Annotated in this window: 24 protein-coding genes and 1 tRNA gene; 16 read left to right on the top strand and 9 right to left on the bottom strand. The window is 61.9% G+C overall.

From position 1 onward, the window contains the following. Positions 1-1,062 (bottom strand): MFS transporter (locus GSQ88_RS30635; protein WP_159011667.1); only part of this gene is annotated, 1,062 nt, incomplete at its 3' end. A 312-nt stretch (positions 1,063-1,374) separates the two neighbouring features. Here GSQ88_RS30635 and GSQ88_RS30630 point away from each other — a divergent pair. Continuing rightward, positions 1,375-1,653, top strand: a complete 279-nt coding sequence (locus GSQ88_RS30630) for a PilZ domain-containing protein (RefSeq protein WP_159011665.1) — start codon at positions 1,375-1,377, stop codon at positions 1,651-1,653. Positions 1,654-1,665: 12 nt separating this feature from the next. Here GSQ88_RS30630 and GSQ88_RS30625 read toward each other — a convergent pair whose 3' ends face one another. Further along, complete coding sequence (locus tag GSQ88_RS30625; RefSeq protein ID WP_502706782.1) at positions 1,666-2,310, bottom strand: DsbA family protein; 645 nt, start codon at positions 2,308-2,310, stop codon at positions 1,666-1,668. 92 nt (positions 2,311-2,402) lie between these two features. Here GSQ88_RS30625 and GSQ88_RS30620 point away from each other — a divergent pair, with 92 nt between their 5' ends. Together GSQ88_RS30620 and GSQ88_RS35400 are read left to right on the top strand one after the other, a co-directional pair. Next, positions 2,403-2,636, top strand: coding sequence for a hypothetical protein (locus GSQ88_RS30620; RefSeq protein WP_159011663.1), 234 nt, complete (start codon positions 2,403-2,405; stop codon positions 2,634-2,636). 100 nt (positions 2,637-2,736) lie between these two features. Then, positions 2,737-2,940 carry a hypothetical protein gene (locus GSQ88_RS35400; protein ID WP_210253930.1) on the top strand — a complete coding sequence of 68 codons (204 nt, stop codon included), beginning with the start codon at positions 2,737-2,739 and terminating at the stop codon, positions 2,938-2,940. 22 nt (positions 2,941-2,962) lie between these two features. Here the strand turns inward: GSQ88_RS35400 and GSQ88_RS30615 are convergent, their stop codons facing one another. Then, the gene (locus GSQ88_RS30615; protein WP_159011661.1) at positions 2,963-3,736 is read right to left on the bottom strand and encodes an outer membrane protein; all 774 of its coding nucleotides are present in this window, start codon (positions 3,734-3,736) and stop codon (positions 2,963-2,965) included. A gap of 250 nt (positions 3,737-3,986) precedes the next feature. On the opposite strand from GSQ88_RS30615, the gene GSQ88_RS30610 reads away from it, so the two are divergent. Beyond that, positions 3,987-4,751, top strand: coding sequence for an efflux RND transporter periplasmic adaptor subunit (locus GSQ88_RS30610; RefSeq protein WP_210253929.1), 765 nt, complete (start codon positions 3,987-3,989; stop codon positions 4,749-4,751). A 40-nt stretch (positions 4,752-4,791) separates the two neighbouring features. On the opposite strand, the gene GSQ88_RS30605 is transcribed toward GSQ88_RS30610, so the two are convergent. Next, positions 4,792-5,466, bottom strand: coding sequence for a TetR/AcrR family transcriptional regulator (locus GSQ88_RS30605; protein ID WP_159011657.1), 675 nt, complete (start codon positions 5,464-5,466; stop codon positions 4,792-4,794). 123 nt (positions 5,467-5,589) lie between these two features. On the opposite strand from GSQ88_RS30605, the gene GSQ88_RS30600 reads away from it, so the two are divergent. The 7 genes from GSQ88_RS30600 to GSQ88_RS35395 all read left to right on the top strand — a co-directional run bounded on the left by GSQ88_RS30600 (position 5,590) and on the right by GSQ88_RS35395 (position 13,132). Then, complete coding sequence (locus GSQ88_RS30600) at positions 5,590-8,742, top strand: efflux RND transporter permease subunit (RefSeq protein WP_159011655.1); 3,153 nt, start codon at positions 5,590-5,592, stop codon at positions 8,740-8,742. 18 nt (positions 8,743-8,760) lie between these two features. Continuing rightward, on the top strand, positions 8,761-9,903 hold the full coding sequence (locus tag GSQ88_RS30595; RefSeq protein ID WP_159011653.1) for an efflux RND transporter periplasmic adaptor subunit: 1,143 nt from the start codon (positions 8,761-8,763) through the stop codon (positions 9,901-9,903). 52 nt (positions 9,904-9,955) lie between these two features. Further along, positions 9,956-10,201 (top strand): hypothetical protein, encoded by a 246-nt coding sequence (locus tag GSQ88_RS30590; protein ID WP_159011652.1) that lies wholly within the window; start codon positions 9,956-9,958, stop codon positions 10,199-10,201. Between the two features lie 524 nt (positions 10,202-10,725). Continuing rightward, positions 10,726-11,688, top strand: coding sequence for a DUF2778 domain-containing protein (locus GSQ88_RS30585; protein WP_246785135.1), 963 nt, complete (start codon positions 10,726-10,728; stop codon positions 11,686-11,688). Between the two features lie 106 nt (positions 11,689-11,794). Beyond that, a complete protein-coding gene (locus tag GSQ88_RS30580; RefSeq protein ID WP_159011650.1) occupies positions 11,795-12,052 on the top strand; it encodes a hypothetical protein in 258 nt (85 codons plus the stop codon). A gap of 269 nt (positions 12,053-12,321) precedes the next feature. Continuing rightward, positions 12,322-12,579 (top strand): hypothetical protein, encoded by a 258-nt coding sequence (locus GSQ88_RS30575; RefSeq protein WP_159011648.1) that lies wholly within the window; start codon positions 12,322-12,324, stop codon positions 12,577-12,579. 151 nt (positions 12,580-12,730) lie between these two features. Continuing rightward, entirely contained in the window at positions 12,731-13,132 is a 402-nt protein-coding gene (locus tag GSQ88_RS35395) for a hypothetical protein (RefSeq protein WP_159011646.1), read from the top strand. Between the two features lie 17 nt (positions 13,133-13,149). On the opposite strand, the gene GSQ88_RS30565 is transcribed toward GSQ88_RS35395, so the two are convergent. From GSQ88_RS30565 to GSQ88_RS30555, 3 genes are all read right to left on the bottom strand, one after another. Further along, the gene (locus GSQ88_RS30565) at positions 13,150-13,626 is read right to left on the bottom strand and encodes a Rossmann-fold NAD(P)-binding domain-containing protein (protein WP_210253928.1); all 477 of its coding nucleotides are present in this window, start codon (positions 13,624-13,626) and stop codon (positions 13,150-13,152) included. Between the two features lie 287 nt (positions 13,627-13,913). After that, entirely contained in the window at positions 13,914-14,114 is a 201-nt protein-coding gene (locus tag GSQ88_RS30560; protein ID WP_159011644.1) for a hypothetical protein, read from the bottom strand. Positions 14,115-14,234: 120 nt separating this feature from the next. After that, positions 14,235-14,582 (bottom strand): GrlR family regulatory protein, encoded by a 348-nt coding sequence (locus GSQ88_RS30555; RefSeq protein WP_159011643.1) that lies wholly within the window; start codon positions 14,580-14,582, stop codon positions 14,235-14,237. Positions 14,583-14,869: 287 nt separating this feature from the next. On the opposite strand from GSQ88_RS30555, the gene GSQ88_RS30550 reads away from it, so the two are divergent. Beyond that, entirely contained in the window at positions 14,870-15,271 is a 402-nt protein-coding gene (locus GSQ88_RS30550) for a DUF6232 family protein (RefSeq protein WP_159011641.1), read from the top strand. A 776-nt stretch (positions 15,272-16,047) separates the two neighbouring features. Here GSQ88_RS30550 and GSQ88_RS30545 read toward each other — a convergent pair. Further along, a tRNA-Ser gene (locus tag GSQ88_RS30545) sits at positions 16,048-16,137 on the bottom strand. A 687-nt stretch (positions 16,138-16,824) separates the two neighbouring features. Here GSQ88_RS30545 and GSQ88_RS30540 point away from each other — a divergent pair. After that, a complete protein-coding gene (locus GSQ88_RS30540) occupies positions 16,825-20,010 on the top strand; it encodes an efflux RND transporter permease subunit (protein ID WP_159011640.1) in 3,186 nt (1,061 codons plus the stop codon). A gap of 24 nt (positions 20,011-20,034) precedes the next feature. Further along, the gene (locus GSQ88_RS30535) at positions 20,035-21,261 is read left to right on the top strand and encodes an efflux RND transporter periplasmic adaptor subunit (RefSeq protein ID WP_159011638.1); all 1,227 of its coding nucleotides are present in this window, start codon (positions 20,035-20,037) and stop codon (positions 21,259-21,261) included. A 58-nt stretch (positions 21,262-21,319) separates the two neighbouring features. On the opposite strand, the gene GSQ88_RS30530 is transcribed toward GSQ88_RS30535, so the two are convergent. Further along, positions 21,320-21,853, bottom strand: a complete 534-nt coding sequence (locus tag GSQ88_RS30530) for a hypothetical protein (protein ID WP_159011636.1) — start codon at positions 21,851-21,853, stop codon at positions 21,320-21,322. Positions 21,854-22,090: 237 nt separating this feature from the next. Here GSQ88_RS30530 and GSQ88_RS30525 point away from each other — a divergent pair, with 237 nt between their 5' ends. Together GSQ88_RS30525 and GSQ88_RS30515 are read left to right on the top strand one after the other, a co-directional pair. Then, complete coding sequence (locus GSQ88_RS30525) at positions 22,091-22,237, top strand: hypothetical protein (protein WP_159011634.1); 147 nt, start codon at positions 22,091-22,093, stop codon at positions 22,235-22,237. A 619-nt stretch (positions 22,238-22,856) separates the two neighbouring features. Then, positions 22,857-23,792 (top strand): septal ring lytic transglycosylase RlpA family protein, encoded by a 936-nt coding sequence (locus GSQ88_RS30515; RefSeq protein WP_159011632.1) that lies wholly within the window; start codon positions 22,857-22,859, stop codon positions 23,790-23,792. The last annotated feature ends 251 nt before the right edge of the window (positions 23,793-24,043 follow it).

Below are 24,043 nucleotides of genomic sequence, written 5' to 3'. Positions count from 1 at the left end.
AAAAAAGTAGCCGACCGCCAGGATCAGCCAGAACGCCGACACGCCCATGACCATGGTGTCGTAATTATAGCCGGCGACGATGGTCAGGATACCGGCGCCGAAGCCGAGCAACCCGCCGGCGTTGCGGCGTCCCATCCACTCCGAGAAGTAGGCAAAGGAGACGCGGCCGACGAAACCGAACACGGTCAGCAGGATCATCATCTTGGCGGCCTCCTGCGGGGTGACCTTGAGCAGCAGCACGAACAGCGACGGCACCCATAGCGTGATGCCGTAGACGCCGGTCTGTGCGCCGGCATTGCCGAGCCACGACACGATCAGGCTGCGCGGATATTTGAACAGATCGAGCCAGCTCGACGTGATGATCGGGCCGGCGTCGGCGGCGGTCGGCATCGGTAGTTCGGACGGCTTCATGTGCAGCGCCCAGGCGAGCGACTCCCGCGCTTCTTCATAGCGGCCCTGGCGGCAGAGCCAGCGCGGCGATTCCGGCACCCACAGCCGGACCAGCAGCACCAGGATCGCCGGCAGCACGCCGATCGCAAACAACAGCCGCCAGTCGCCGCTGCCGACGTTAGCGCCGAGCACGGCGCCCAGTCCGGTGCCGAGCGGGATCACGCAGGTGACCAGACCGCCGACGAAGCCGCGCTTGGAGGAGGGCATGAATTCCTGCACCAGCGGCAGGTCGACGCAATAAAGACCGCCGACGCCGACGCCGACGAAGAAGCGCATGATCGACAGATAGACCCAGCCATTGTCCGGCGTGAAATACAGAAGACCGGTGGCGGCGGAGAAATTCAGCACCGTGCAGATGAAGACCTTGCGGCGGCCGATGCGGTCGGCGAGCCAGCCCCAGACATAGGCGCCAAGGATGGCGCCGATGCCGGAACTCATCAGCACGATGGACGATTGGCCGAAGGTGAGTTTCCACGGGCCGATCAGGAAGGCGAGCACGAAGCCGATCAGGAAGTAGTCGAAGAACTCCAGCGCGTCGCCGATGATGGCCGCGGCGAGGATCTTGAGCTGGTTGCCGGTCAGACTCGTCTGTCGATCGAGGATCTCGAACATGGCGTGTTTCCCTCGGCGCCTGTTCTTTTTTAAGCCGGGCGTCGCGCCTACGCACCGGCAGTGCGCAGAAAGCTATCCTGCCAAAGCGGGCAACGGCAAGAGCGTGACGGCCTCAAACCAAAGAATATTATCGATCGATAAATAAGCAATTCGGCTTGGGGAACCAGTGACGGCCGGGCAGGTTGGATCGCCGAGAGGGCATCGCGGCCTCCCTCGCAATGCCCCCACCCGCGCGGCAGGGCCGATTTGTTTAAGGTTTGCCGCTATCCTGTTTCCGAGTGCCGTCGACGGGTGGTAATCAGTCCGAAGTCCATGGAAGAAAAGCGAAAGCACCCAAGGGTCGAAATCGAGGAGCCGGCTTACGTGTCGTCGGGTGGCTCCGTCATGAGCTGCGTGGTGCGAAACATCTCGCCCGAGGGTGCCGCCATCGATATCGAGAACCCGGCCTTCGTCCCCGATCGCTTTCGCCTGGTGGTGGCACGGGACTCTTCGGTGCACGAATGCCGGATCGCCTGGATCCAGCAAAAGCGCATCGGCATCACCTTTGTTGCAGCGCCGCAAGGACCGGCTGATCCGACCGGGCAGGGCTGATCGCCGCGTCCGCTATTTCTTCAACAGCGGCTTGAGCTTCGCCTCGAACTCTTCGAACGAGATCGCGCCCTTGGTCATGATGCCGTTGATGAAGAAGGTCGGCGTCGCATCGACCTTGAGCTGCTCATTGGCGAATTTCTGATCGGTGGAGAGTTTGTCGAGCAGGCTCTGGTCTTTGATGCAGACCTCGGTCGCCTTCTCGTCCATGCCGGCCTGCTTGCCGATTGTTTGCAGGGTTTCCAGTGTCTGGGTCATCAGCGGGTCCTGCTGCTTGAACAGGGTGTCGATGGTGCCGAAGAACTTCTCGGCGTCGCCATTGGCCACACAACGGGCCAGCATCGAGGCGGCCACGGCCTTGATGTCGAGCGGAAACTCGCGGAACACGTAACGCACCTTGCCGGTGTCGACATATTTCGACCGGATCATCGGAAACACGTTCTGCTCGAACGCCGCGCAATGCGGGCAGCTCATCGACGCAAATTCGTAGATCGTCACCTGTGCCTTCGCCGGGCCGACCGCCATATCCGGCAGCGCCGCGGGTTTTGCCAGGAGCGCGGTCACGGCACTTTCCGCCATCGCAGGGCGGGGAAATCCGCCGAGCCAGGTCAGAGCGGCGAGGGCGACAACAGTAACGAAAGCGTAGCGAAAGCGGGTCACTGGCGGGCTCCGATCACGAGGGACGCGTTCACCGTGAACCCGCTCGCTAGCTCGAAACCATTATCGTGGCAATGGCGAGGCGGTGACGGTCAATGCAGACGCAGCGCAGCCGCGTCAAATCGGTGGTTCAGGCCGACGCGAACGCTGTCGATCCGCAGATCGACCGTTTCAGGAGTGCCGGGAACGATGTAGAGCAGTTGGGCGCTACCGAGGTCGACACGGAGCGCGGATCGTCAGGACGTGGATCGGCAGGGAATGTGACCTTCGTCAATGAAGGGGTCGATGCGGCGAGCTATCAGCCATGGTGCAGGCATGTGGAGATATAGACCGATGCCAATCGTCAGATGGATAGGCCGGCTTTCACTGGTTTTGACGGTGTCTGCCGCGGGCGCCTTCAGCGATCCAGCGCGGAGTACAGACATCCCGGTGAAAACAGATCATGCGACCGAGACGGCCCGTTCCTGGCTATGCACCGATCTCAACGGCAAGACGTTTCGTTGGGAATGGCCCAACGTCCCGTTTGCTGCCGTCTGCCACGACGACGAGGGCAGGGAGGCCAAGCCGCCCCTGCCAGCTCAAGAGCCCGCGCCGCAGGCCTTGCCCTCGGCGCCGCAGCGCGGACCGGATTGAAATTCCTTGGCCGCACCGTAGCTCAGTATCTCGCCACCACCGGGCCGCCGAATTTATAGTTCACGCCGAACCGCGCCACGTTCATGGTCAGGCTGCTGGTCTCCTGACGGTTGGAAAGCGGGAAGACCGAGGTCGCGCTGCCGAGGTCGAGATAGAGATATTCGACCCGCGCGGTCCAGTTCTGGGTCAGCCCCCATTCCACGCCGGCGCCCGCGGTCCAGCCGGTTCGGGTGTTGGAAACCGATTCAACGGTGCCGGCGGGGGCCGGGATCGGCGGTACGCTGGCCACGCCCACAACCTGCGTTCGGCTCTCCGTTCCCTCACTCCAGGCGAAGCCGCCGGTGCCATAAAACAGCCAGTTGTCGACGGTGAATCCGGCGCGGCCGCGGGCCGTGCCGAAATCATCGAGCTTGCTGCTGTGGATATTGCTGCCGTCGATCGAGGTGACCGATCCCTTGAGCGAGGTCGCCTCGATGTCCGCCTCGAGGCCGAGCAGGAAGTTCGGCGAGGCCATGAAATTGTAGCCGATCTGGCCGCCACCGATCACGCCGCTGTTGTTGCCGCTTCCGGAACTGACGAACGTTCCGTCCAGCGCCCTGTTGGTCGACGTGCTGCTATCCCAGGCGCCACCGATATTGCCGCCGATATAGAAACCCGACCAGTCGTAAACCGGCAGTGGCGCTGCCACCGGCGGCGGCCGGTATTCGCGGGCCGGCAGATCGGCGGCACAGGCAGGCGCTGCCAGCGAGATCGCGGCCAACGCCGGAATGAATGCGCTCGCAATGAATTTATTCATGATTTTATTCATGGATCGTCCCCAGCAATTTCTAGTCAAAAACGATGATTTAACTGGCGTCAGAATGGATCGCTTCGCGGTCGAGGTCTTGGACCGTCCGGCGCCGGACTAGGACGGACAGGCGCTGGACCAACGCTCGGATGCGGCGCCGGCGGTTGCACCGCTGCCGATCGCGTGGTCAAGGTGGAGCAACGCAGCAAGCCAAACCGTGACGAGATTGAAAGCCGTGACTGAACGCCCAGATCGAACGATGCGGCTGCGGATTGGGCTGGCCGGCCTCACCATGGCGTTATGCGCCAGCTCAGCGTTGGCCCAGAAATCAGAGCCGGCTGGATCGCCCACGGCGGCGGCCGGCGCCACCGAGGTCCGCGCCCAACTGGTGTCATTGCACAGCGCGACATTGTCGAGCGAGATGGCGGGCCGCATCGACGGCATCGCGACCCGCATCGGCGATCATTTCAAGAAAGGCGACGTGCTGGTCAGCTTCGACTGCGCCGTGCCGCGCACGCAGCTGGCCCGCGCCCAAGCCGTCCTGACCCAGGTCGAGCGAACCTATGAGATCAACCGGCGCACCATCACGCAGAAGCCAACCGGACAGCTCGAACTCGATATCGCCGCCGCCGACGTGTTGAAAGCGAAAGCCGATCTGGCGGCGACGGAAGCCGTCACCTCGAAATGTTCTGTGACCGCGCCCTTCGCGGGCATGACCGTCGATCGCAAGGCGCATGAATTCGAATACGCCATTCCGGGCCAGCCGTTGCTCGACGTGCTCGACGATCGCGCGCTTGAAGTCGAGTTGACCGCGCCGTCGCGCGCGCTGGCGTGGCTCAAACCCGGCGCGTCATTTCAGGTCAGGATCGACGACACCGGAAAAACCTATCCGGGGAGGGTGACCCGGCTCGGCGGCCGGGTCGATCCGGCCAGCCAATCGGTCAGGGCGATCGGCGAAATCATCGGGGATGCCCCTGAGTTGATGGCGGGCATGAGCGGCCGGCTGAGCACCACGCCGCCGTGAAATAAGCGAGGACGCGCTTTTTCGAAAGGCGAGAGCCCGATCAAGCGCGTTTATGGACCACGCGCTTTGCGGTTAGCCTCGTTCCCGAAAGCTTTGTCTTGGCGCCAGCAGTCTTGGCGGCAGCCGTTTTGGAAGATCTGGCCATGAAGGATTCGATAACCTTCTCGGCGGTCCGGATGAAGTTCGAGCTTGGGCCGCGGCTGCCGACGGTTTGACGGCTGACGCGGGCGCCTTCCAGCAGCAGCGTCAGGGTGTCGGCGAGGACTTCCGGTTGGGGAATGCCGGCCCGGCGGCATAATGCGGCGAGCCGATTGCGATGGTTGCTCTTCAGTTCTTCGATGATGCGCCGTCCGGGATGGTCGTCATCGGTCAATTCGACGGCGGCGTTGGCAAGGTCACATCCCCTGTCGTCGGCGGTCACGCATTCTTCCGCAAAGACCAGCCACGCTTTTAATTGCCCCTGCATGTCACCGGGATGGTTGCGCTCGATATCGCGCCACATTTCATCGACCTCGACGGCAATTCCGCGCAAATAGGCGATGATGAGATCGTCCTTCGAATCAAAATGCCGGTAGAGCGTCATCTTGTTGGTGCCGGCAGCCTCGGCGATGGTTTCGACACCGACGCCGCGCAGGCCATGACGATGGAACAGATCGCGCGCCGCCAACAGGATGCGCTCGCGGGGTCGCAACGTGCCAGGAAGGGCTTCGGACATTTCGCTCCTTAGGGATCGTCGATTTGCCGCCCCCGCTTGACCGCGGTGTTACCGGCCGGTAATGTCCGCCGTTACCGAGTGGTAACACCAGCCGACACTTAAGGTCAAGATCGGACCCATTCCATGGTTAGCTTCTTCATTCATCGACCGATCTTCGCCTCGTCGATCGCCGTCATCATGACGCTGGCCGGCGCCATTTGCTATTTCCTGCTGCCGGTCTCGCAGTTTCCCGACATCACGCCGCCGCAGGTCGTGGTCAGCGCCGCCTACCCGGGCGCCAGCGCCCAGGTGGTCGCCGATACCGTGACGACGCCGCTGGAGCAGCAGATCAACGGCGTGCAGGGGATGACGTACATGTCGTCCTCCAGTTCCAATGATGGTTCGTCGACGATCACGATCACCTTCGACGTCGGCTATCCTCTCGCCATTGCCGCGGTCGACGTGCAGAACCGCGTGGCGCAGGCGGCGGCCTCGCTGCCCCCGATCGTCAATCAGGGCGGCGTCATCATCAAGAAGCAGAACCCGAATTTCGTGCTGATCGTGAATTTGATCTCGCCGGACCGTTCGGTGGATCCGGTGGCGCTCAGCAACTACGCCTATCTGCAGGTGGTCGATCCCTTGAAGCGGGTTCCCGGCGTCGGCGACGTGCAGATCTTCGGCGAACGGCGCTATTCGATGCGGCTCTGGCTCGATCCGGACAAGCTCGCCAAGCTCGGCATTACCGCGGTCGACGTCCAGAATGCCGTGGCTGAACAAAACATCCAGGTTGCCGCCGGCAAGATCGGGCAGTCGCCGGCGCCCGACGGCACGGCGTTCGAGATGCAGGTCAACGCGACCGGGCGGCTCAGCGATCCCGAGCAGTTCGGCGATATCGTGCTGCGTTCCGACCCCTCGAGCGGGGCGATCGTTCGAATGCGCGACGTCGCGCGGATCGAGCTCGGCGCGCTGCAATATTCCTCGACCGCGGTGTTCGGCAAGGACCCGACCGTGGTGCTGGCGGTCTATCAGCTGCCGGGTTCTAACGCGCTCGACCTGCAACAGGCGGTCAAGGACAAGATGGAAGATCTGTCCAAGCGCTTCCCCAAGGGGATCGCTTACGGGCTGCACTACGACACCACGCGTTTCGTCAGGGCGGCCAAGCGTGACGTGATCCTGACGCTGAGCGAGGCGTTGGGACTGGTTATCCTGGTCGTGTTCATCTTCCTGCAGAATTGGCGCACCACGCTTATTCCGACCATCGCCATTCCGGTGTCGCTGATCGCGACCTTGGCCGTCATGGAGGTCATGGGCTTTTCGCTGAACATGCTGAGCCTGCTCGGCATGGTGCTGGCGATCGGTCTGGTGGTCGACGACGCCATCGTGGTGGTGGAGAACGTCGAACGGCAGCTCGAAAACGGGCTGCCACCGCTACGGGCGGCGCAGGCGGCGATGTCGGAAGTCACAGGCCCGATCATCGCGACCACGGCGGTGTTGATGGCGGTGTTCGTGCCGGTCGCCTTCATTCCCGGCGTGACCGGGCGGCTCTACAATCAATTCGCGCTGACGGTTGCGATTTCAGTCGGCATCTCCGCCTTCAATTCGCTGACGCTCAGTCCGGCGCTCAGCGCCGCCTTCCTGCGGCATCGCCCGGCGAGCAATTGGGCGCCGTTCCGCTTGTTCAATGCCGGCTTCGATCGGCTGTCCCACGGCTACGCCCATCTGGTGCGGGTGCTGATCGGGTGGCGCTGGGCGGTGCTGACGGCGTTCGTGGTGGTTCTCGGCGGTACGTTTTTCCTGTCGCAACGGATTCCCTCGAGCTTCCTGCCGGTCGAGGACCAGGGCTATTTCTTCGTGGTGATCCAGTTACCGGACGGCGCGTCCTTGCAGCGCACCGACGCGGTCGCCGAGAAGGTGCGGGGGTTGCTGGAGGGGACGCCCGGTGTCGACATCGTCGGATCGATCTCGGGGCTCAACTTCCTGACCAACGCGGCACAGTCGAATTCGGCTGTGGAGTTCGGAATCCTGAAACCGTGGGACGAGCGTCCGGCCTCGCAGGGTGCCTCGAAAATCGTCGCTGATGTCCGGATGAAGCTGTTGATGATCCCCGAAGCGTTCGTGTTGAGCTTCGATCCGCCGTCGATTCCGGGTCTCGGCACCACAGGTGGATTCGAGTTCCAGGTCGAGGACCTCACCGGGCGTGGTCCTTACGCGTTGAACGATGCGACGCAGGCTTTGATCGCGGAGGCGCGCAAGCAGCCTGAGCTCAATCCGATGCAACTCTTCAGCTCGTTCTCGACCTCGACGCCGCAGTTCAAATACGACCTCGACCGCACCAAGGCGAAGCTGCTCGGGCTCAACGTGCCCGACGTCTTCAACACCTTGCAGATATATCTTGGGTCGCTTTACGTGAATGACTTCAATCTGTTCGGTCGAACCTTTCGCGTAACCTTGCAGGCCGACAAGGATTCCCGGGCTTCCGCCACCGACCTGTCGCGGCTCTATGTGCGGAATTCGGGCGGCAACATGGTTCCGCTCAGCACGCTCGGGCTGTTGAAGCCGATCGTGGGGCCGGAGACGGTGCCGCACTACAACAACTACGCCTCCGCTTTGATCAACGGTGGCGCAGCACCAGGCTTCAGCTCCGGGCAGGCGGTGACCGCAATGGAGCGGGCCGCGGCGACCGCGCTGCCACGCGACTTCGCGTTCGAATGGACCGGCATCACCTTTCAGGAACTGAAGGCGGGATCGATCGCGACCGTGGTGTTCACGCTCGCCATCGTGTTCGTGTTCCTGATCCTGGCCGCGCAATATGAGAGCTGGACCATGCCGTTCATGGTGCTGTTCGCGGTGCCGCTGGCCTTGTTCGGGGCGTTCCTGGCGCTGTTCGTGCGCGGCTTGCAGACCGACGTCTATTCGCAGATCGGCTTTGTGATGCTGATCGGGCTGTCGGCCAAGAACGCCATTCTGATCGTCGAATTCGCCAAACGACGCCGGGCGGAAGGCCTCAGCATCGTCGATGCCGCGATGGAAGCGGCGCGGCTGCGGTTGCGGCCGATCCTGATGACCGCGTTCGCCTTCATCCTCGGCGTGGTGCCGCTGATGGTGGCGAGCGGGGCTGGGGCTGCCAGCCGGCAGTCGATCGGAACCACCGTGTTCGGCGGCATGCTCGCCGCCACGCTTCTGACGCTGCTGTTTGTTCCGGTGTTCTACGCCGTCATCGAGGGGCTGCGGGAGCGCGGCCACCCACCGGAGCAATTGTCCGACATCGCCGAGCCGCACCAGATTGCGGCCGAGTAAACCATCAGGAATCCCCCCATGCGACACTGGAAAATCTTGCTCGGCAGCGCTGCCGTGATCTGCGTCGGCGCCGTCATCCTCGTCTCCTCGCTCCGCACTGGGCCGGTGGCCGCCGCGGCGCCGTCGGGGCCGCCGGCGATGCCGGTTCCGGTCACCTCCGTGACCAAAAAGACGATACCCGTCTATCTCGAATATTCCGCGCGCACCGAATCCATTCGCGAGGTCTCGCTGCAGGCCAAAATTGCCGGCTACATCCAGTCGCAGCCGATCGCCGATGGCGCCGATGTGAAGGAAGGCGAGCTGATCTACAAGATCGACGAGCGCGACTATCGCGCGGCGCTCGATCAGGCCAAGGCGCAGGCGCAGCGCAACGTCGCCGCGCTGAGCTACGCGAAGTCGAATTTCAATCGCGGTGACGAACTGGTCAAGACCGGCTTCCTGGCCAAGGACAATTACGATCAGCGGGCCAGCACGCTTGGCCAAAGCGAAGCGTCGGTGGCGATGGACAGCGCCTCGGTCCGCTCGGCGGAGATCAATCTCGCCTACACCGACATCAGGGCACCGTTTGCCGGGCGCCTCGGCCGCAATCGCGCGCCGGTCGGCACCCTGGTCGGCGGCTCCGGCTTCACCCTCAACACGCTGGTGCAGCTGGATCCGCTCTATGTCACCTTCAATCCCAGCGAGCGCGATCTCGGCATCATTCAGACCGCGCGGAACAGCGGCCCGGTGGTGGCCAAGGTCTCGCTGCCCGATGAACCCACTGTCGGCTATTCGGGCGAACTGACGTTTATCGACAACGGTGTCGACCGCACCACCGGGACGATCACGGCGCGGGCGACCGTGCCCAATCCCAAATTCACGCTGCTGCCGGGCCAGTATGTGCGGGTGCGCGTGCATGTCCGCGACGAGGCCAACGCGCTTCTGGTGCCGCAGACCGCCTTGGGATCGAGCCAGCTCGGCAAATACGTCTACGTCGTCGGCCCCGACAACAAGGCCGAGCAGAAGATCGTATCGCTCGGCCCCACCGACGGGGACTCCGTGGCCGTCACCGGCCTTGCCGAGACCGACCAGGTGATAACAGGCAATTTGCAGAAGATCGGTCCCGGTTCGCCGGTCATGCCGCTGCCGCCGAAGGGGGCTCCCGCACCTGCCGCCAAATGAGGAGCGGGACTTGAGCGGCAAGACTTGAGCGGCGCGGCCTGAGATGCGGGACTTGCGGGTGATCTGGCGTTGGATGCGCAAACGCGCGCACCGATGGCTGAGGCCGGCGCCGCCGGTCCATTCGATTTCGGTGTTCGACCCCGCGGCGTTTTCCGAGCTGATCAGCAGCGGCCGGAAAAAGGACCTGGAGACCCTGGCAAAGCGGCTGAGCGAGCATCACGGCAAGCCGGGGATGAAGGTCGCCTCGAGAATCTCCGGGCAGGGCGAGGCACACCCGGGAAACGACCGGGCGGGATGACGCTTCTTGAAGCGGTTATTCCGCTCTATCTATATGGTTTTGTACACTAAATTCGCTAGCTCAGCGTCACGAACAGCAGGCTTCCGCACAACAGGGCAACGCCGGCGAACAAGAGCGCCAGGAAGCTGCCGGAAACCCGATCGATGGAACGCATGACGTTACTCCGCACAAAATCAAGGCGTCGACGTTGCAAACCAATTGATTAAATCTTTCGGAATCGGCAAAATTCAGAGCGCTCAGGTTGCCGGAACGGTCGGTTTTTCCTTGCTCTGTCTCGAATATGCCTCAGTTCCGTTACCTGATATGCTTGAGTTTTCGGCGAGTCCGTGGGGAGCGCCGAACGCGGGGGATGGATGGTTTACATCGCAGCGACCAATGGCGAGGTTTCGTCAGGTCCGGGCATGTCGTTGCCTGGCAAGGTCGCTTGGCGTGGGCAGGTGGCTCGTCGGCCTGTCAAAGCCACTCGGCCTGTCAGAATCGCTCAGCCTGTCAAAGTCGCTCGGCCTGTCAAAGCCGCGTGGCCCGTGAAAGCCGCTTGGGCTGCCATCGCCTTTGCCGTCGCCGCAGCCGCGGCCGCCTGGTTTGCAGGTATCGATCCCAGCGCGTGGGTTTTAGCTGACGCGGCGCCGACCGCCGGCAACGTCCTTTCGTTCAACGATCGCTTCGTATCACCTTCGGCTGACGCCTCGGCGCGGCTCTTGGTTCAGTCCTGGTCTTCGGAAGTCGAAGTCAAACTCCAGCAGGCAAAAAGCCGGCTGGCGCAAAAGCTCCAGGCCGAACTGTTTCAACCTCAGCCATCATTGCCGCAGGATTTCCGGACGGCGGTAGCTGACGAGCCCAAACCCGCCGTCACGAGCCCCAGCGGTATCCCGCTTCCCAGGGCGCGTCCGGTCGAACCGAGGCAACTCGAGGCAGAGACTTCTCCGGCGCCGGTGCCGGCGTTTGCGCGGCCGGATGATCGCAGCCTGCTGCAAAAATTCTCGGATATCTTGCCGAAGGGGCGGTTCGCGCTGGCCTCGCTCGGCCCGGACGGCGGGCCGTACCATGACGGGCCGGATCTTTCGGCGCTGGGCTACGACAAACAGACGGCCGTCTACGACATCTCCGCCCATGCCGTTTACCTGCCGAACGGCTCGCGGCTGGAAGCTCATTCCGGAATGGGCAAGCTGATGGACGATCCGGAGCATGTGAACATGCGAATGGTCGGAGCGACCCCGCCGACGACCTATGACCTGAAGCCGCGGGAGTCGATTTTTCACGGCGTCGAGGCGCTTCGCATGATCCCGCTCGACGGCAGCGCGACGTTGGGCCGGTCGGGACTTCTGACCCACAGTTACATGCTGGGACCCAACGGCCAATCCAACGGCTGCGTCTCGATCAAGAACTACGACAGCTTCCTCGCCGCCTACAAGGATGGCCTGATCAATCGGATGGTCGTGGTGCCGAGCCTGAACAACACCACGGTGGCCGAGGCGCGCCAGTCCTGAAGCCGGCAACCAAAGCCGCTGGTTGAAAAGCCCCTGGAAAGTCCCTCGAAAGCATCTTGAGCGCCGAAGCAATTGACTTTGGCGACGCGCGATGCACAACCGCGGCATGAGCAACGTATCACAGTCACAAACACCGTTGATCGCCACGTTCAGGGTCAAACTGAACGGCGAAACCATCTCCATCGATACCGTCGGCCGGGCTTATGATTTCATCACCAATCTCAATTCGGTCGAGTGGATGGAGTTCAGGTCGCTGCATGACGACGCCATCGCCGCGCTCGAAGCCGCCGCCGGCAACGCGATGTTGAGGGTGCAGGCGACCAGTGCGTTGCGCGCGCTGTTCGTTCGCGCCAGGCTGCTCTGAAAAACAGGCAGGGGATCACGCTCGCGGTCGTCGCGCCGTGATTATAGTTTGATCACACCGGTCGCTTTGGAACCGCAATGGCCTTGTGCCAAAGCTCTTGCGCGGCTGCGCAAGGCCCGGTGTAATGAGCCGCGAATGCGCGACTACACGTTCAAGGAGAAGGCCAGGATAATGGCGGGCGCCGCGACGGCGTTGGTCGTTGTCGGCTGGCTTGCCGTGCTGGCGACTGCGTTTCTCTCTGTGCGATAGACCACAGCAGGTGTCCGTCCATGCCGAAAAAAGGAATCACCGGCCACGACCAATGGGTTGTCACGGAAGCATTGGCGACCGCGCTGGTGGCGCTGGAGCATCTTCCGCCCAAGCACCAGCCGCGCGCGCATATGGAGGATATCCGGAAACTTCTGGTCGCCGGTTGTCAGCCCGGAACCGTCAATCTGCATCTGGCCCAGGCCAAGTGCAGGCTGTTTCCCGGCACCGATCCGTTGACGATTTACCAGGAATACGGCCTTGAGGACGGGCAGGGCTGAAATCTTAGCCTACGCCAGGCGGATTTATCGCGGACTTTAGCGGTTACGCTGAGCCCGTCCTAACCACATTGTCGGCAATCGCAACCGGCCGCCTCCGAATTAAGGAAAAATTTGGCGTTGTCTTGTGTCTTCCGAACAGGAGGTGGCGAGCATGTCTTCCTTTCAATTCACCCGAGCCGCAGGCTGCTTGATCGTTGCGGTCGCCTTGAACACGGCGGCGGCGGCGCAGACGCCACCTGCCGCGCCTGCTCCCGCAGCGCCAGCCGCGGCTACCCCGGCGCCGCCGGCAACCACACCTCCGCCCACGCCTGCCGCGCCGGCAGGCCCGCTCTATGCGCCGGGGACCGCCGACTTCCACGTCAACGGTGCCGGTGTGATTCTCGCCGCGCCCCCACGAACGCCCGAACAGCAAAAGGCCGACGCCGAAGCGCAAGCCGCCTGGCAGGAGCGGTGCCATCCGACGGTCGTCGAGGACCGCGAGGGAATTCGCCGGGTGAAGTATGCCGCACCGGATTGCGACCTTTCGCCGTTCAATACCGCCGGCGGGCAATAATACGATCCGCCGCGACGTTACGAATCTTCGGTCGCAGCCATCCCGTCGGATTTGTGAAAATCCTCAGCATGCCGACGAACCCATTGCTCGATGTGGGTCGGCCGGAAATCCTCCAGGCCTGGTTGTGCCTCGAACGGTCCCGCCAACATCGCATCGGCTTGCTGTCGATGCGATGCGAAGAAGCGGAACTTGGACGCGACGCGTCGTCCGATACCCGCGCCCATCGCCGCATCGACATCGCGCTCGAATTCGTCGAGCGGTTGCGGACAATAGACAACGCGGCGCCCGAGCCCCGCCGCAACGCGGGCTGCGAGTTGGTCGCCGGTGACGCTCTCCGGCCCCGCGATCCGGTGGTCGCCGCCGGTGGCGCCGTGCTCCAGCAGCGTCAACGCCGCATCGGCACAATCATCGGTCGAGGTCCAGGCGATCTCTTGCTGCTCGGCGATCGGCGGCGCGAATTTGCCATGCTCGACGATCTCCCTGCGCGCCGACAACCTTGTGCTTTGCGCAGGCCACGACGGCCGCCGCTTTTCGGTCGCCTAATCGACCGACACAGGTCACACGAATCGGACAAGGTTCGGCCGGGCGACGGAATCCAGCCTGTGAGCGGACAGCGCCACAAGAGGCCGTACGGCGTAGCGCCCGTGCGGCCTTTTGGTTGGGTTGAAGCTGTTTGTTACGGTTCAGATTCTGTGGGACACGGCGGTCGATAAATTTTGCAGGGTAACGAAACGCACAGCAGACGACAGGCGCCTTGTAATCCCGAAAGACTCGCGGTTGATCACGCGGCGAACGCGTGCCGAACCGCTGCTGCGAGCACCTTTTCCCCGGCCAGCGTCAACCGCGATCCTCTGATGAATCCAATCCTGGCTAACGTCAGGAGCGCTATCGGATCGCAGAAATCTGCCGAAACTCCGTCGGCCAACATCGCAATCGCGCGTTGCTCATCTGAGTCCAGATCATTCCAGGAAATACCGTCCATTTCGCACCTCAGCGCTTTTGTAACCGCCGATTCCATGACAGGTCGCAAAAGTTAAAGATTTACTAAAATGCTGAGGTTTTCCAGACGAAGAGCATCGAACTGCAACATCTGCAGCGATAATCAGCTATCGGCCAGCCGCTTCAATGTGGCGCGAAAACTCAGGCTTCGGGTGCCGACCAGGCTGGTGCCGAACGCCTCGGCGTGGTCTCCGGCAAAGGTCCCGGAAAACCCGCTGGCGACTTCCTGGCCACCCGATAGCGGGCGTGCGAAGGGATCGGGAAGCCGCGTATGCTGGTTAGTTCGAAGTTCGCCTTTCCAGGTGCCGTTGCCACAGGTGTAGGAGCCGGTCGACCAGAAATACGGGCCGCCACCCAGCAACGTGCCGTCGCGCAGGATCAGCACGCCACTGTCGCGGCCCTTCACGCCGTCAAGCATATGCATGTGAATGGAATAGAGCCCGTTCTTCATGACCCAAGGATATCGCTCGCGATTCGGGCTGTCGAGCCAGTCAGGTTTGTCACGTGAGCCACTTCCCGCATGTGTTTCTGACGGATGCAAGGGCGCGCGGCATAGCCCCGTCAAAGCGTAGGCGTCGCGGACTGGCAATCACGCCACCGGTCGAGATTACTGGCTTGCAACTCCCAGACGCACCAGCGTCCTTCGTGAAGCCAGGCCGAGGCGCCTACGGGCCTTTTTTCTTTTGTAGAAATCCCTTGGTTACTCTACTTTAGAGCGAGTTGTTTGGGGGAAAACACATGTCAGAACAAATGATTATGAAGTCGCCAGGGGTGGAGATCACGACCAAGATCGCGAAATTTGGCTCAATTTCATATCAAGTAGCGAATATCGGCAGCGTATCCGTTTACACGGCCCGAAAGATAAATCCCATCGCAGCCGTCCTCGTCATAGTCGGCATTGCAGCGGGCCTTTACGCAAATAATCTCAAGGGGCAAGGCCAAGACGCATCACTGCTGTTCTGGATCGCAGCTGCGCTTGTGTTCGGCGGCATCCTTTTGCAGATGTTCTGGCCGAAAAAAGAATTTACGTTCGTCCTCAAAACTTCAAGCAATGACGTGCATAAAATAGTGTCGGAGAATGGAGGATACCTGGAGTCACTCCAGGGAGCAATCGAGACCGCTTTCGTCGAGCGGACTTAGGCCGCCTTCCGTCGCGGCGACATGCGGGAGAAACGCCGGAAGTTGATGGATGATTGGGCGGCGTTCTGTGACGCGCAGTCGATTGAGAATCCGAATAACGTGGTACCGTTGAGGGCGCAACCCCGGGCCTTCATGCTGACACCATAAAATCCTTGTTAGATCGCCGTTACATGCGAAAGTCTGCGCGTGACAGGCATCACCGCGACTTCGGCAAACGGCTTTTGCAAGCAAATTCAATTCGCGGTTTTGGCGAATCGACCCATCAGACCGTGCTTTGCAGTCGCGCTTCGTGGTTACAGGATTGACCCGAAATTCCTGGTCGCAATGACTGAGCCACTAAGGTAGCCTGCATGGGGATCACTCGCTGTCAGCGAGTGAAAAATAAGGCGCCAGCGATGTTTTGCGAGTTGCCAAAACTGATCGAAATTGAACCGACACTAACCTGTAATCTGCGCTGCACGATGTGCCACGTCAGCTACGAGGCCACTGAATCCAGACCAGTGTTTCCCGCAGAACTGACAGATAGGCTGGCAGGCATGGCCGGCGTGGATATCCTATTGGGCTCGAACTACGAGCCTACGATGAACAAAGGCTTTCCGCAGATTGTGCGTCAACCTCGGCAACATCGAGGCGTGCAAGATGGAGGGCCAGACCATGGTCGACGCCGATAGCATCGACCGGTACCACCAATCCCTGCCACGGGTCGTGTCCGGTGAGGGCAACTGCGTGGGCAAGAAAGACAAAAAATCAATAAAATAAGAGGTTTTTGAAGTGTTTGGCGGAAGGGGTGGGATTCGAACCCACGGTACCCTTGCAGGCACGCCGGTTTTCAAGACCGGTGCCTTAAACCACTCGGCCACCCTTCCGTCGTGGCGCCATCAACCACTTAGCGAGCCCGAGATCAAGAACAGGCTGTGAACCGGCCCCAACATGGACCCAACGGCCTTAACGGGTGCCGGGGGCCAACCCAGCCATCGGTCGCCGGACTGCACCGGGCGACGGTTGCCAGGTCGTGGGAACTCAATTCAGACCGCAAAGAGACGCATTGGAAGGCGGAAGCTGAAGCGTGAAAGCGGGGCGTGAAAAAAATGGATCGTCGGTGAACCGCCTCATCGGCGTTGGCACAGAACTTGCTAATTTATCACTTGATCAACTGAGGTCGCATTGGCGGACTTGGAGGGTGACACCAGAATTCGAGGTCTCGGCCTGCCGTCGCTTCACCTGCGCAACTCGCCGAAGGCGGCGAGGGGCACGCGCGTGTTCGGTCTTGCGTGCCTTCGCAAGATTGCATCTTGAAAAATCCGTCTTGGAAAAAACGCTGCGTGTCCGCGCGTCCTCGCAGAAAAAATTCCCGAGGCGCGCGTTAAATCTTCGTAACGTTGTTCATGTTCTCAATGAGCTTTCTCACGTGCGGAGCAAGATGCCGTGATAGACGCCGCGTCAGGCTTGAACTTTCGAACGCACTGAGGAATTGCTGCAGTGCGCGCGCCGTGCGCTTCGACGTGTCGTCGTGAGCGTTAACGGTACGATCTTCAAATTCGAGGTTCCGGTTCTTGACTGCTATCGTTCGGCTAGCGCTTTCGCGTCCATACACCTTCGTCGTGATGGCTATCCTGATCGCGATTTTTGGTGTGCGCTCGGTGCTGAGCACACCGACCGATATTTTTCCGAATATCAACATCCCAGTCATCTCGGTGATCTGGAGCTATACCGGCCTGCCGCCGGACGATATGTCCAACCGCATCGTCTCGATCTACGAACGGTCGCTATCGACGACCGTCAACGACATCGAACATATCGAGTCGCAGTCGCTTCCCGGCTACGGCATCGTCAAGATCTTCTTCCAGCCGACCGTGAACATCAGCGCCGCCCAGGCGCAGGTCACCTCAATCTCTCAAACCGTCCTGAAGCAGCTTCCTGCCGGCATCACGCCGCCGTTCCTGCTGGTGTACGACGCTTCCAGCGTTCCGATCATCCAGCTGGCGCTGTCGAGCGATACCCTGTCTCAGACGGCGCTCAACGATCTCGCCGTGAATTTCATCCGGCCCGCGCTCGCGACCATCCCGGGCGCCCAGTTGCCGAACGCCTATGGCGGCGCCGCCCGGCAGGTGCAGATCGACCTCGACCAGAACGCGCTGCGCGCCCACGGCCTGTCGGCAACCGACGTCGGCGCTGCGCTCGCCCGGCAAAATCTGATCACGCCGGTCGGAACCGAAAAGATCGGTACCTACGAATACACGATCGATCTCAACGATTCGCCAAAAGTCATCGAAGACTTCGATAACCTCCCGGTTAAAGTGGTCAACGGCACCGTGGTTTTCATGCGCGATGTCGCCCACGTCCACAACGGTTCACCGCCGCAGACCAATGTCGTGCAGTCGGATGGCCGTAAGGGCGTGCTGATGTCGGTGCTCAAGATCGGCTCGGCCTCGACGCTCGACATCATCGCTGGCGTCAAGGCGCGCTTGCCGGCCATTCAGGCAACGCTGCCGGAGGGGGTCACTCTCAAATACGTCGCCGATCAATCCGGCTTCGTTCAAGCCTCCGTCGCCGCCGTGGTCCGCGAAGGGCTGATCGCGGCCGCGCTGACAGGTTTCATGATCCTGGTCTTTCTCGGCAGTTGGCGCTCGACCTTCATCATCACGATTTCGATCCCGCTGGCGGTGCTGAGTTCGCTGATCGCGCTTTCGGTGCTTGGCCAGACCATCAATGTGATGACGCTCGGCGGTTTGGCGCTCGCGGTCGGTATTCTGGTCGATGATGCGACCGTCACCATTGAAAACATCAATCGCCACATGGAGGAACTGGACGAAGACATCCTGACCGCCATCACCCATGGCGCGCAGGAGATCATGGCGCCGGCGACGATCGCGCTGTTTTGCATCTGCATCGCTTTCGTCCCGCTGCTTTCGCTTGGCGGGGTCGCCGGTTATCTGTTCCGGCCGTTGGCGATGGCGGTGGTGTTCGCGATGATCGCCTCCTACGTCCTGACCTACACGCTGGTGCCGACGATGGCGCATTTTCTGTTGCGCAACCAGCACCATCACTCGACGCGTTCGGACGATGGCGAACCGCCGCCGAAGAGCTTTTTCGGCCGCTTCCAACACGGCTTCGAGCATTATTTCGAGCGGGTGCGGCAAGGCTATCTGGGCCTGCTGGAATTGGCGCTGCGGCATCGTTTCTGGTTCGCCGGCGGCTTTCTCTGCGTCGCCTTGGTGTCGCTGGGCCTCGCTCCGTTCCTTGGACAGGATTTCTTCCCGTCGATCGATGCCGGAGCGATCCGGATTCACATGCGCGCGCCGACCGGCACGCGAATCGAGGAAACGACACGCTTGACCGACCAGGTCGAGCAGAAAATCCGCGCGCTGGTGCCGCCCAATCGGATCGCCAGCATCGTCGACAATATTGGTCTGCCGAACAGCGGCATCAATATTTCATACGGAAGTTCCGGCACCATCGGCGTGTTCGACGCCGACATATCGGTCACCCTGAATGAAGGGGAGACCGCCACTGACACGCTCGTGAAGACGTTGCGCGAAAAACTGCCGGCGGCGTTTCCCGGCTCGACGTTCTCATTCCTTCCCGCCGATATCGTCACCCAGATCCTGAATTTTGGTTCGCCGGCGCCGCTCGACGTTCAGATCGCCGGCTCCAGCCTCAATGCCAGCCGTGCTTTCGCCAACAAGCTGCTGGCAAAGATCCGCAATGTCCCGGGCGTCGCCGATCCGCGCATCCAGGAGCAATTCCAGAACCCCGCGCTGAAAGTCGATTTCAATCGCGAACTGGCCGGCGTCGTCGGGCTGACGGAAAGTGATGCCGCGTCAAGCATCCAGGCGACGCTGTCGGGCAGCACCCAGACCGCGCCGACCTATTGGCTGAACCCGAGCAATGGCGTGTCTTATCCGGTTTCGGTGCAGACGCCGCAATATGGTATCGATACGCTTGGCGAACTGAAAAACCTGCCATTGGCCGCGGCTCAGTCCACCCAGTTGCTGGGAGGCCTCGCAACCTTCTCGCCCGAGCCGCTCGACGCGATCGTCTCACACTACGACATCAGGCCCGTCGTCAACATCTATGCGACGACGCAAGGCCGCGACCTCGGCAGCGTCGCCGACGACGTGCAGAAGATCGTCGACGAGTCGCGCGCGGATCTGCCCAAAGGTTCGACCGTCACGATTCGCGGGCAGGCGCGCACCATGGTCGATGCCTACCGGCAATTGTTCATCGGTTTGGCGATGTCTATCACGCTGATCTATCTCTTGATCGTGGTCAATTTCCAGTCCTGGATCGATCCGTTCGTGATCATCATGGCGCTTCCGGCGGCTCTGGCCGGCATTGTCTGGATGCTGTTCCTCACCTTTACGACGCTGTCGGTGCCGGCGCTTACCGGCGCCATCATGTGCATGGGTGTCGCCACCGCCAACAGCATTCTGGTCGTCAGTTTTGCACGCGAGCGGCTCTCGGCAGGCAATAACGCGCTGGCCGCCGCGATGGAAGCGGGCGGCACGCGCTTTCGGCCCGTGATCATGACGGCGTTGGCGATGATCATCGGCATGGCGCCGATGGCGATCGAGCCCGGACAGAACGCGCCGCTTGGCCGCGCGGTCATCGGCGGCCTGCTTTTTGCTACTTTCGCGACGCTGGTGTTCGTCCCGGTGCTGTTCAGCATCGCCCATGGACGCCAGACAAAACCTGCCGAGGCGGCCGATCCGCTCGCCGGCGCGCCTTCCCACGCCTGACCTCAAGCTTTACTTGGAGATCTCATGTCTTCCGAACCGTCCGTCCGCCAACCCGCCAGGCCGCGCCGTATCTTGCTGTTGCTGGGCTGCGTCGCAATTTGCGCGATCGCGCTCGCCACGTTCGGGATCGTCGATCGCGCCAGGAGCAAGCAGGAGGTCAAGGCCTGGACCGACGAGCAAGCGATTCCAACCGTGCGGCTGGTTCAACCGGAGCCTGGTCCGACCGAACAATCGTTGTATCTGCCCGGCAACGTCGGCGCCTTCAATGTCAGCGCGCTGTTCGCCCGCGCCAGCGGCTACGTGACGGCCTGGCATAACGACATGGGTTCGCATGTAAAAACCGGCGACGTGCTGGTGACGATCTCGGCGCCCGATCTCGATCAGCAATTGGTGCAGGCCCAGGCGCAGCTCGTCCAGTTGCGGGCCGCGGTCGAACAGGCGAAGGCCAATGCCGATCTCGGCGAGGTGACGAATGGGCGGACGACGCGGCTGGTCGCTCAGGGATGGTCGACCCTGGAGCAGGGTGACACCGATCGATTGACCGCGGTCTCGCGCAACGCGGCGTTGGCAGTCGCCAATGCGAATGTGACGGCCCAGGAGGCCGCGGTCAGCCGGCTCCAGGAACTGACCAGCTTCGAAAAGATCAAGGCGCCGTTCGACGGCGTCGTCACCGCACGCAACGTCAATATCGGCGATCTCCTCAACGCCGGCGGGACGACGGGAAGGGCGCTGTACCAGGTCGCCGACATCCATCGCATGCGCATTTTCGTCAATGTCCCGCAGGCGTTCCTTGGCGAAATCAAGCCTGGCGTCAGGGCGACGCTGCATCTGCCTGGCCAGAAGGAGACGTTCGAGGCGGAGCTGACCTCGAGCTCCAATGCCGTGGAGGAAAATTCCCGCACCGCCCTGATCGAGCTGCAGGCGGACAATCCTGACGGGAAATTGTGGCCTGGCGCCTTCACGGAAGTCCAGTTCCACATCCCCTCCGCCCCCGGCACATTGCGCATCCCGTCAACGGCGCTGGTGTTCGGCGCCAACGGCATGCGGGTGGCCGCGGTCGACGCCAGCAACAAGGTCGCCCTGAAACCCGTGATACTGGGCCGCAATCTCGGCAACGATGTCGAGATTGAATCCGGTTTGTCCTTGACCGACCGGCTGATCGACAATCCGCAAGAATCGATCGACGCGGGCGCGACCGTCCGCATCGCGGGCCCAGAGGGAAAGACCCCAAAACTCGCCGACGCGGAATGATCCGCAGTAGAATTTCAGGACCGGCGCGCAGGACGCGTCGGGGAGGGGAAAGACTTAGTTAAGGTAAATCCAGCACCCGCGGCGATTGCTGCGCTGCATCGCGCCAAATCCAGGCGGGTTTTCCTTGCGCAAGGTCTGGATGAAGATTTAGTCTGACCACGTAACAAAATGCCGCGCGATTGGCTGAGAGCGTGGAGAGTAGCGTGGAGTGGTTCAAACTATCCAAGTCGCGTAGTTCTGCTGGGTCGGCGATCCAGGCCGGCGCTATCGCGCCCGAGCCGCCAAAGCCGGCGCCGATGCTTGCATCGACACTCGCATCGACGCTTGCGCCGCCGCCTGTGCCTAATCCGGCAAAAAGCCCGAAAGCGGTTTTCGACAGCATCCCCGACGCGCCGCGCATTGGCGTTCCCGTCCCGACGAGAAAAGTCGGCTTCACGATATCGTCCTCCAAGGACGGTGAGACCGCGATCGTGCAAATGACCAGCCCGACGCTCACGGTGGCCAGGGCCCGCATGCTCTTCAAGTCGGGATGGCGGGTCCAGGTCACCAATGCGGCGGGCCGGCAATTCGCGCCTTCCGAATTTGACGACATTCTGAAATTCGATTGAAGGTCAGGATCGGGTCGCCGAAGCGCGCCAAGCCGTTCGACGGCATCATCCGACGGTTGCATTGGGTGGCTTAAGTCACTGGCAATATACGATTTCCGGGTGTGGTTTCCCGGTCACATCCGGCGGGAATCGGAGCCCGCCGACACCCCATCGATTGACTCTCGGCCTCGGCTCCATTGCATTGGAACCTAATTTGGATTGCGCCAGATAAGGTCAAGCCAATGATGTTTGAAGTAATTATTTTAAGCGTGATTTTCTTTGCCGCCGCCTATGCCGCTTTCCTGTGGAAGGAAGGGCGGCGCGACGACGTTCTGTTCGGCGCTTTTGTTGAAAAATCTTCAGCCGAGCAGGTCAAGGAAGTCCGCTGACGGCCCGTTGAGGGCTTGGGCCTTGAAGCGCGCCGCTTTCGGCGCCGTAGCCGCTTGCCCAGACTCGCGCGAATAGCTGGTCCGGATCGAGGCATCGCGATCAGCCCGCGCCGCGGCTAGCCTACACGGCAAGCGGCTCCGTGCGACCGGCTGCATTTCAAGTTGCGATGATTTAACCGATGCGGTGAGGGCGGCCGTTACAGGCGCGACCGATAGCCGTCGACGGCGTGGGCGATAAAAATGCCGGCGCTCATGACGCCGAAGAATGCGGTGATAGCTTCGAACATGGTCTCAATCCTTGACCCAGCGGTCGGACCAAACGCCTTGCGACCCCGCACAGTCAAAAGGATTCCGTGCGACGTCGGGATTTCGAAAGTTAATGATGATTTTGAGCAACAGGATACCGAGCCCTGTCCCGTAAATGGACGGGTGCAGCAACGATTGATTCACCACCGCGACGCTCTCCCCATTTTCGCCGTGTTCCGGCTGCGATATGTTCATCAGTTGGTGCGGAAGTGGGCTGCATAGGGGACGTGCAACCGCCAAACGTGCCGCCCGAACGGATACGGGCAGGCGTTCGACGAGTAGGCGTGCGGCCGGCGGAATGGTAATTGGGGCGATGGGGATTCGACGGTCAGATCCGATCATTCGGGCGGCGCGTGGCGTTGCGGCCGTAGCGATGTGCGTCACGCTCGCCAATTGTGCCTCGTCGGGTCTCTCCAGCCGGCTCGATCCCAAATACGGCGTTTCCTCCAGCCCGCGTGTGGTCGCGTGGGGTGACCCCGTGCCGAAGGGCGGCGGCACCTACCGTATCGGCAAGCCCTATACGGTCGGCGGCCGGGTCTACGTTCCGGAAGAAGACGTCAATTACCGCGAAGAGGGGCTGGCGTCCTGGTATGGCGACGATTTCCATGGCCGGCAGACCGCCAATGGCGAGGTGTTCGACATGGGATCGCTGACCGCGGCCCACCCGACATTGCCGATGCCGTGCTATGCGCGCGTCACCAATCTCGGTAACGGAAAATCGCTGATCGTCCGCGTCAATGACCGCGGGCCCTATCACGGCAACCGCCTGATCGACGTCTCGAACAAGGCAGCCGAATTGCTCGACTTCAAAGGCAATGGTGTCGCACGCGTGCGGGTGGAATATGTCGGCCGCGCGCCGCTGGAGGGCTCCGACGACCGCCAGCTGATGGCAACCTTGCGCACCGGGGCGCCGGCGCCGGCACCATCGCTAGTCCGGATAGCCTCGGCCCGTCCGTTTGTTCCGGAGGCTTCGTCATCCGGCCGCCCGATCCGCGGCGAGGTTCCGATGCCGGAGGGGCGCCCCTATAGCCTCGGCAACACCAGGGACGACCAGGCATCGATCAACGCCACCTCGGAAATGTCCGCCTCCGCACGCACGCGTTCGAGCGGCCGTGTCATGAACAATCCGCGGGAAGTGTCCTACGAGGATGACCCGCGCTACGCGCCCGAGCAACGGCCCGCCGCCGCCTATGCCCCGGTCGATCAGCGTGGGCCGAGCGAGATACTGGCCGGCCGCGGGCTCTATTGAGCTGACGGCTGCCCTCAGCCGTTTTTCGCTGATCCGGCCGAACCTTGGCGCCAGCGCCTGATCGCTTTTCCGCCTTGTTTTCCGGATTTTGTCGGGCCAAAGGTGGCATGTTGGCCCGGAGATCATGCTCAGACTCAAAGCCGGGCTCAGGGCATCGCCGATGGCACTGGAAATAGCACGCTCTCACGCCTCGAAATCCGCGGCCGCACGGCTCCGGTACGGCCTGATTGCGGCGGTCGTCGCGGCGGCGG

It is taken from the genome of Bradyrhizobium sp. S69 (assembly GCF_009766005.1).
GTDB lineage: Bacteria > Pseudomonadota > Alphaproteobacteria > Rhizobiales > Xanthobacteraceae > Bradyrhizobium.
Note: the sequence above shows the minus strand (reverse complement) of the source record. Positions and strands in the feature narration are given on the sequence as shown.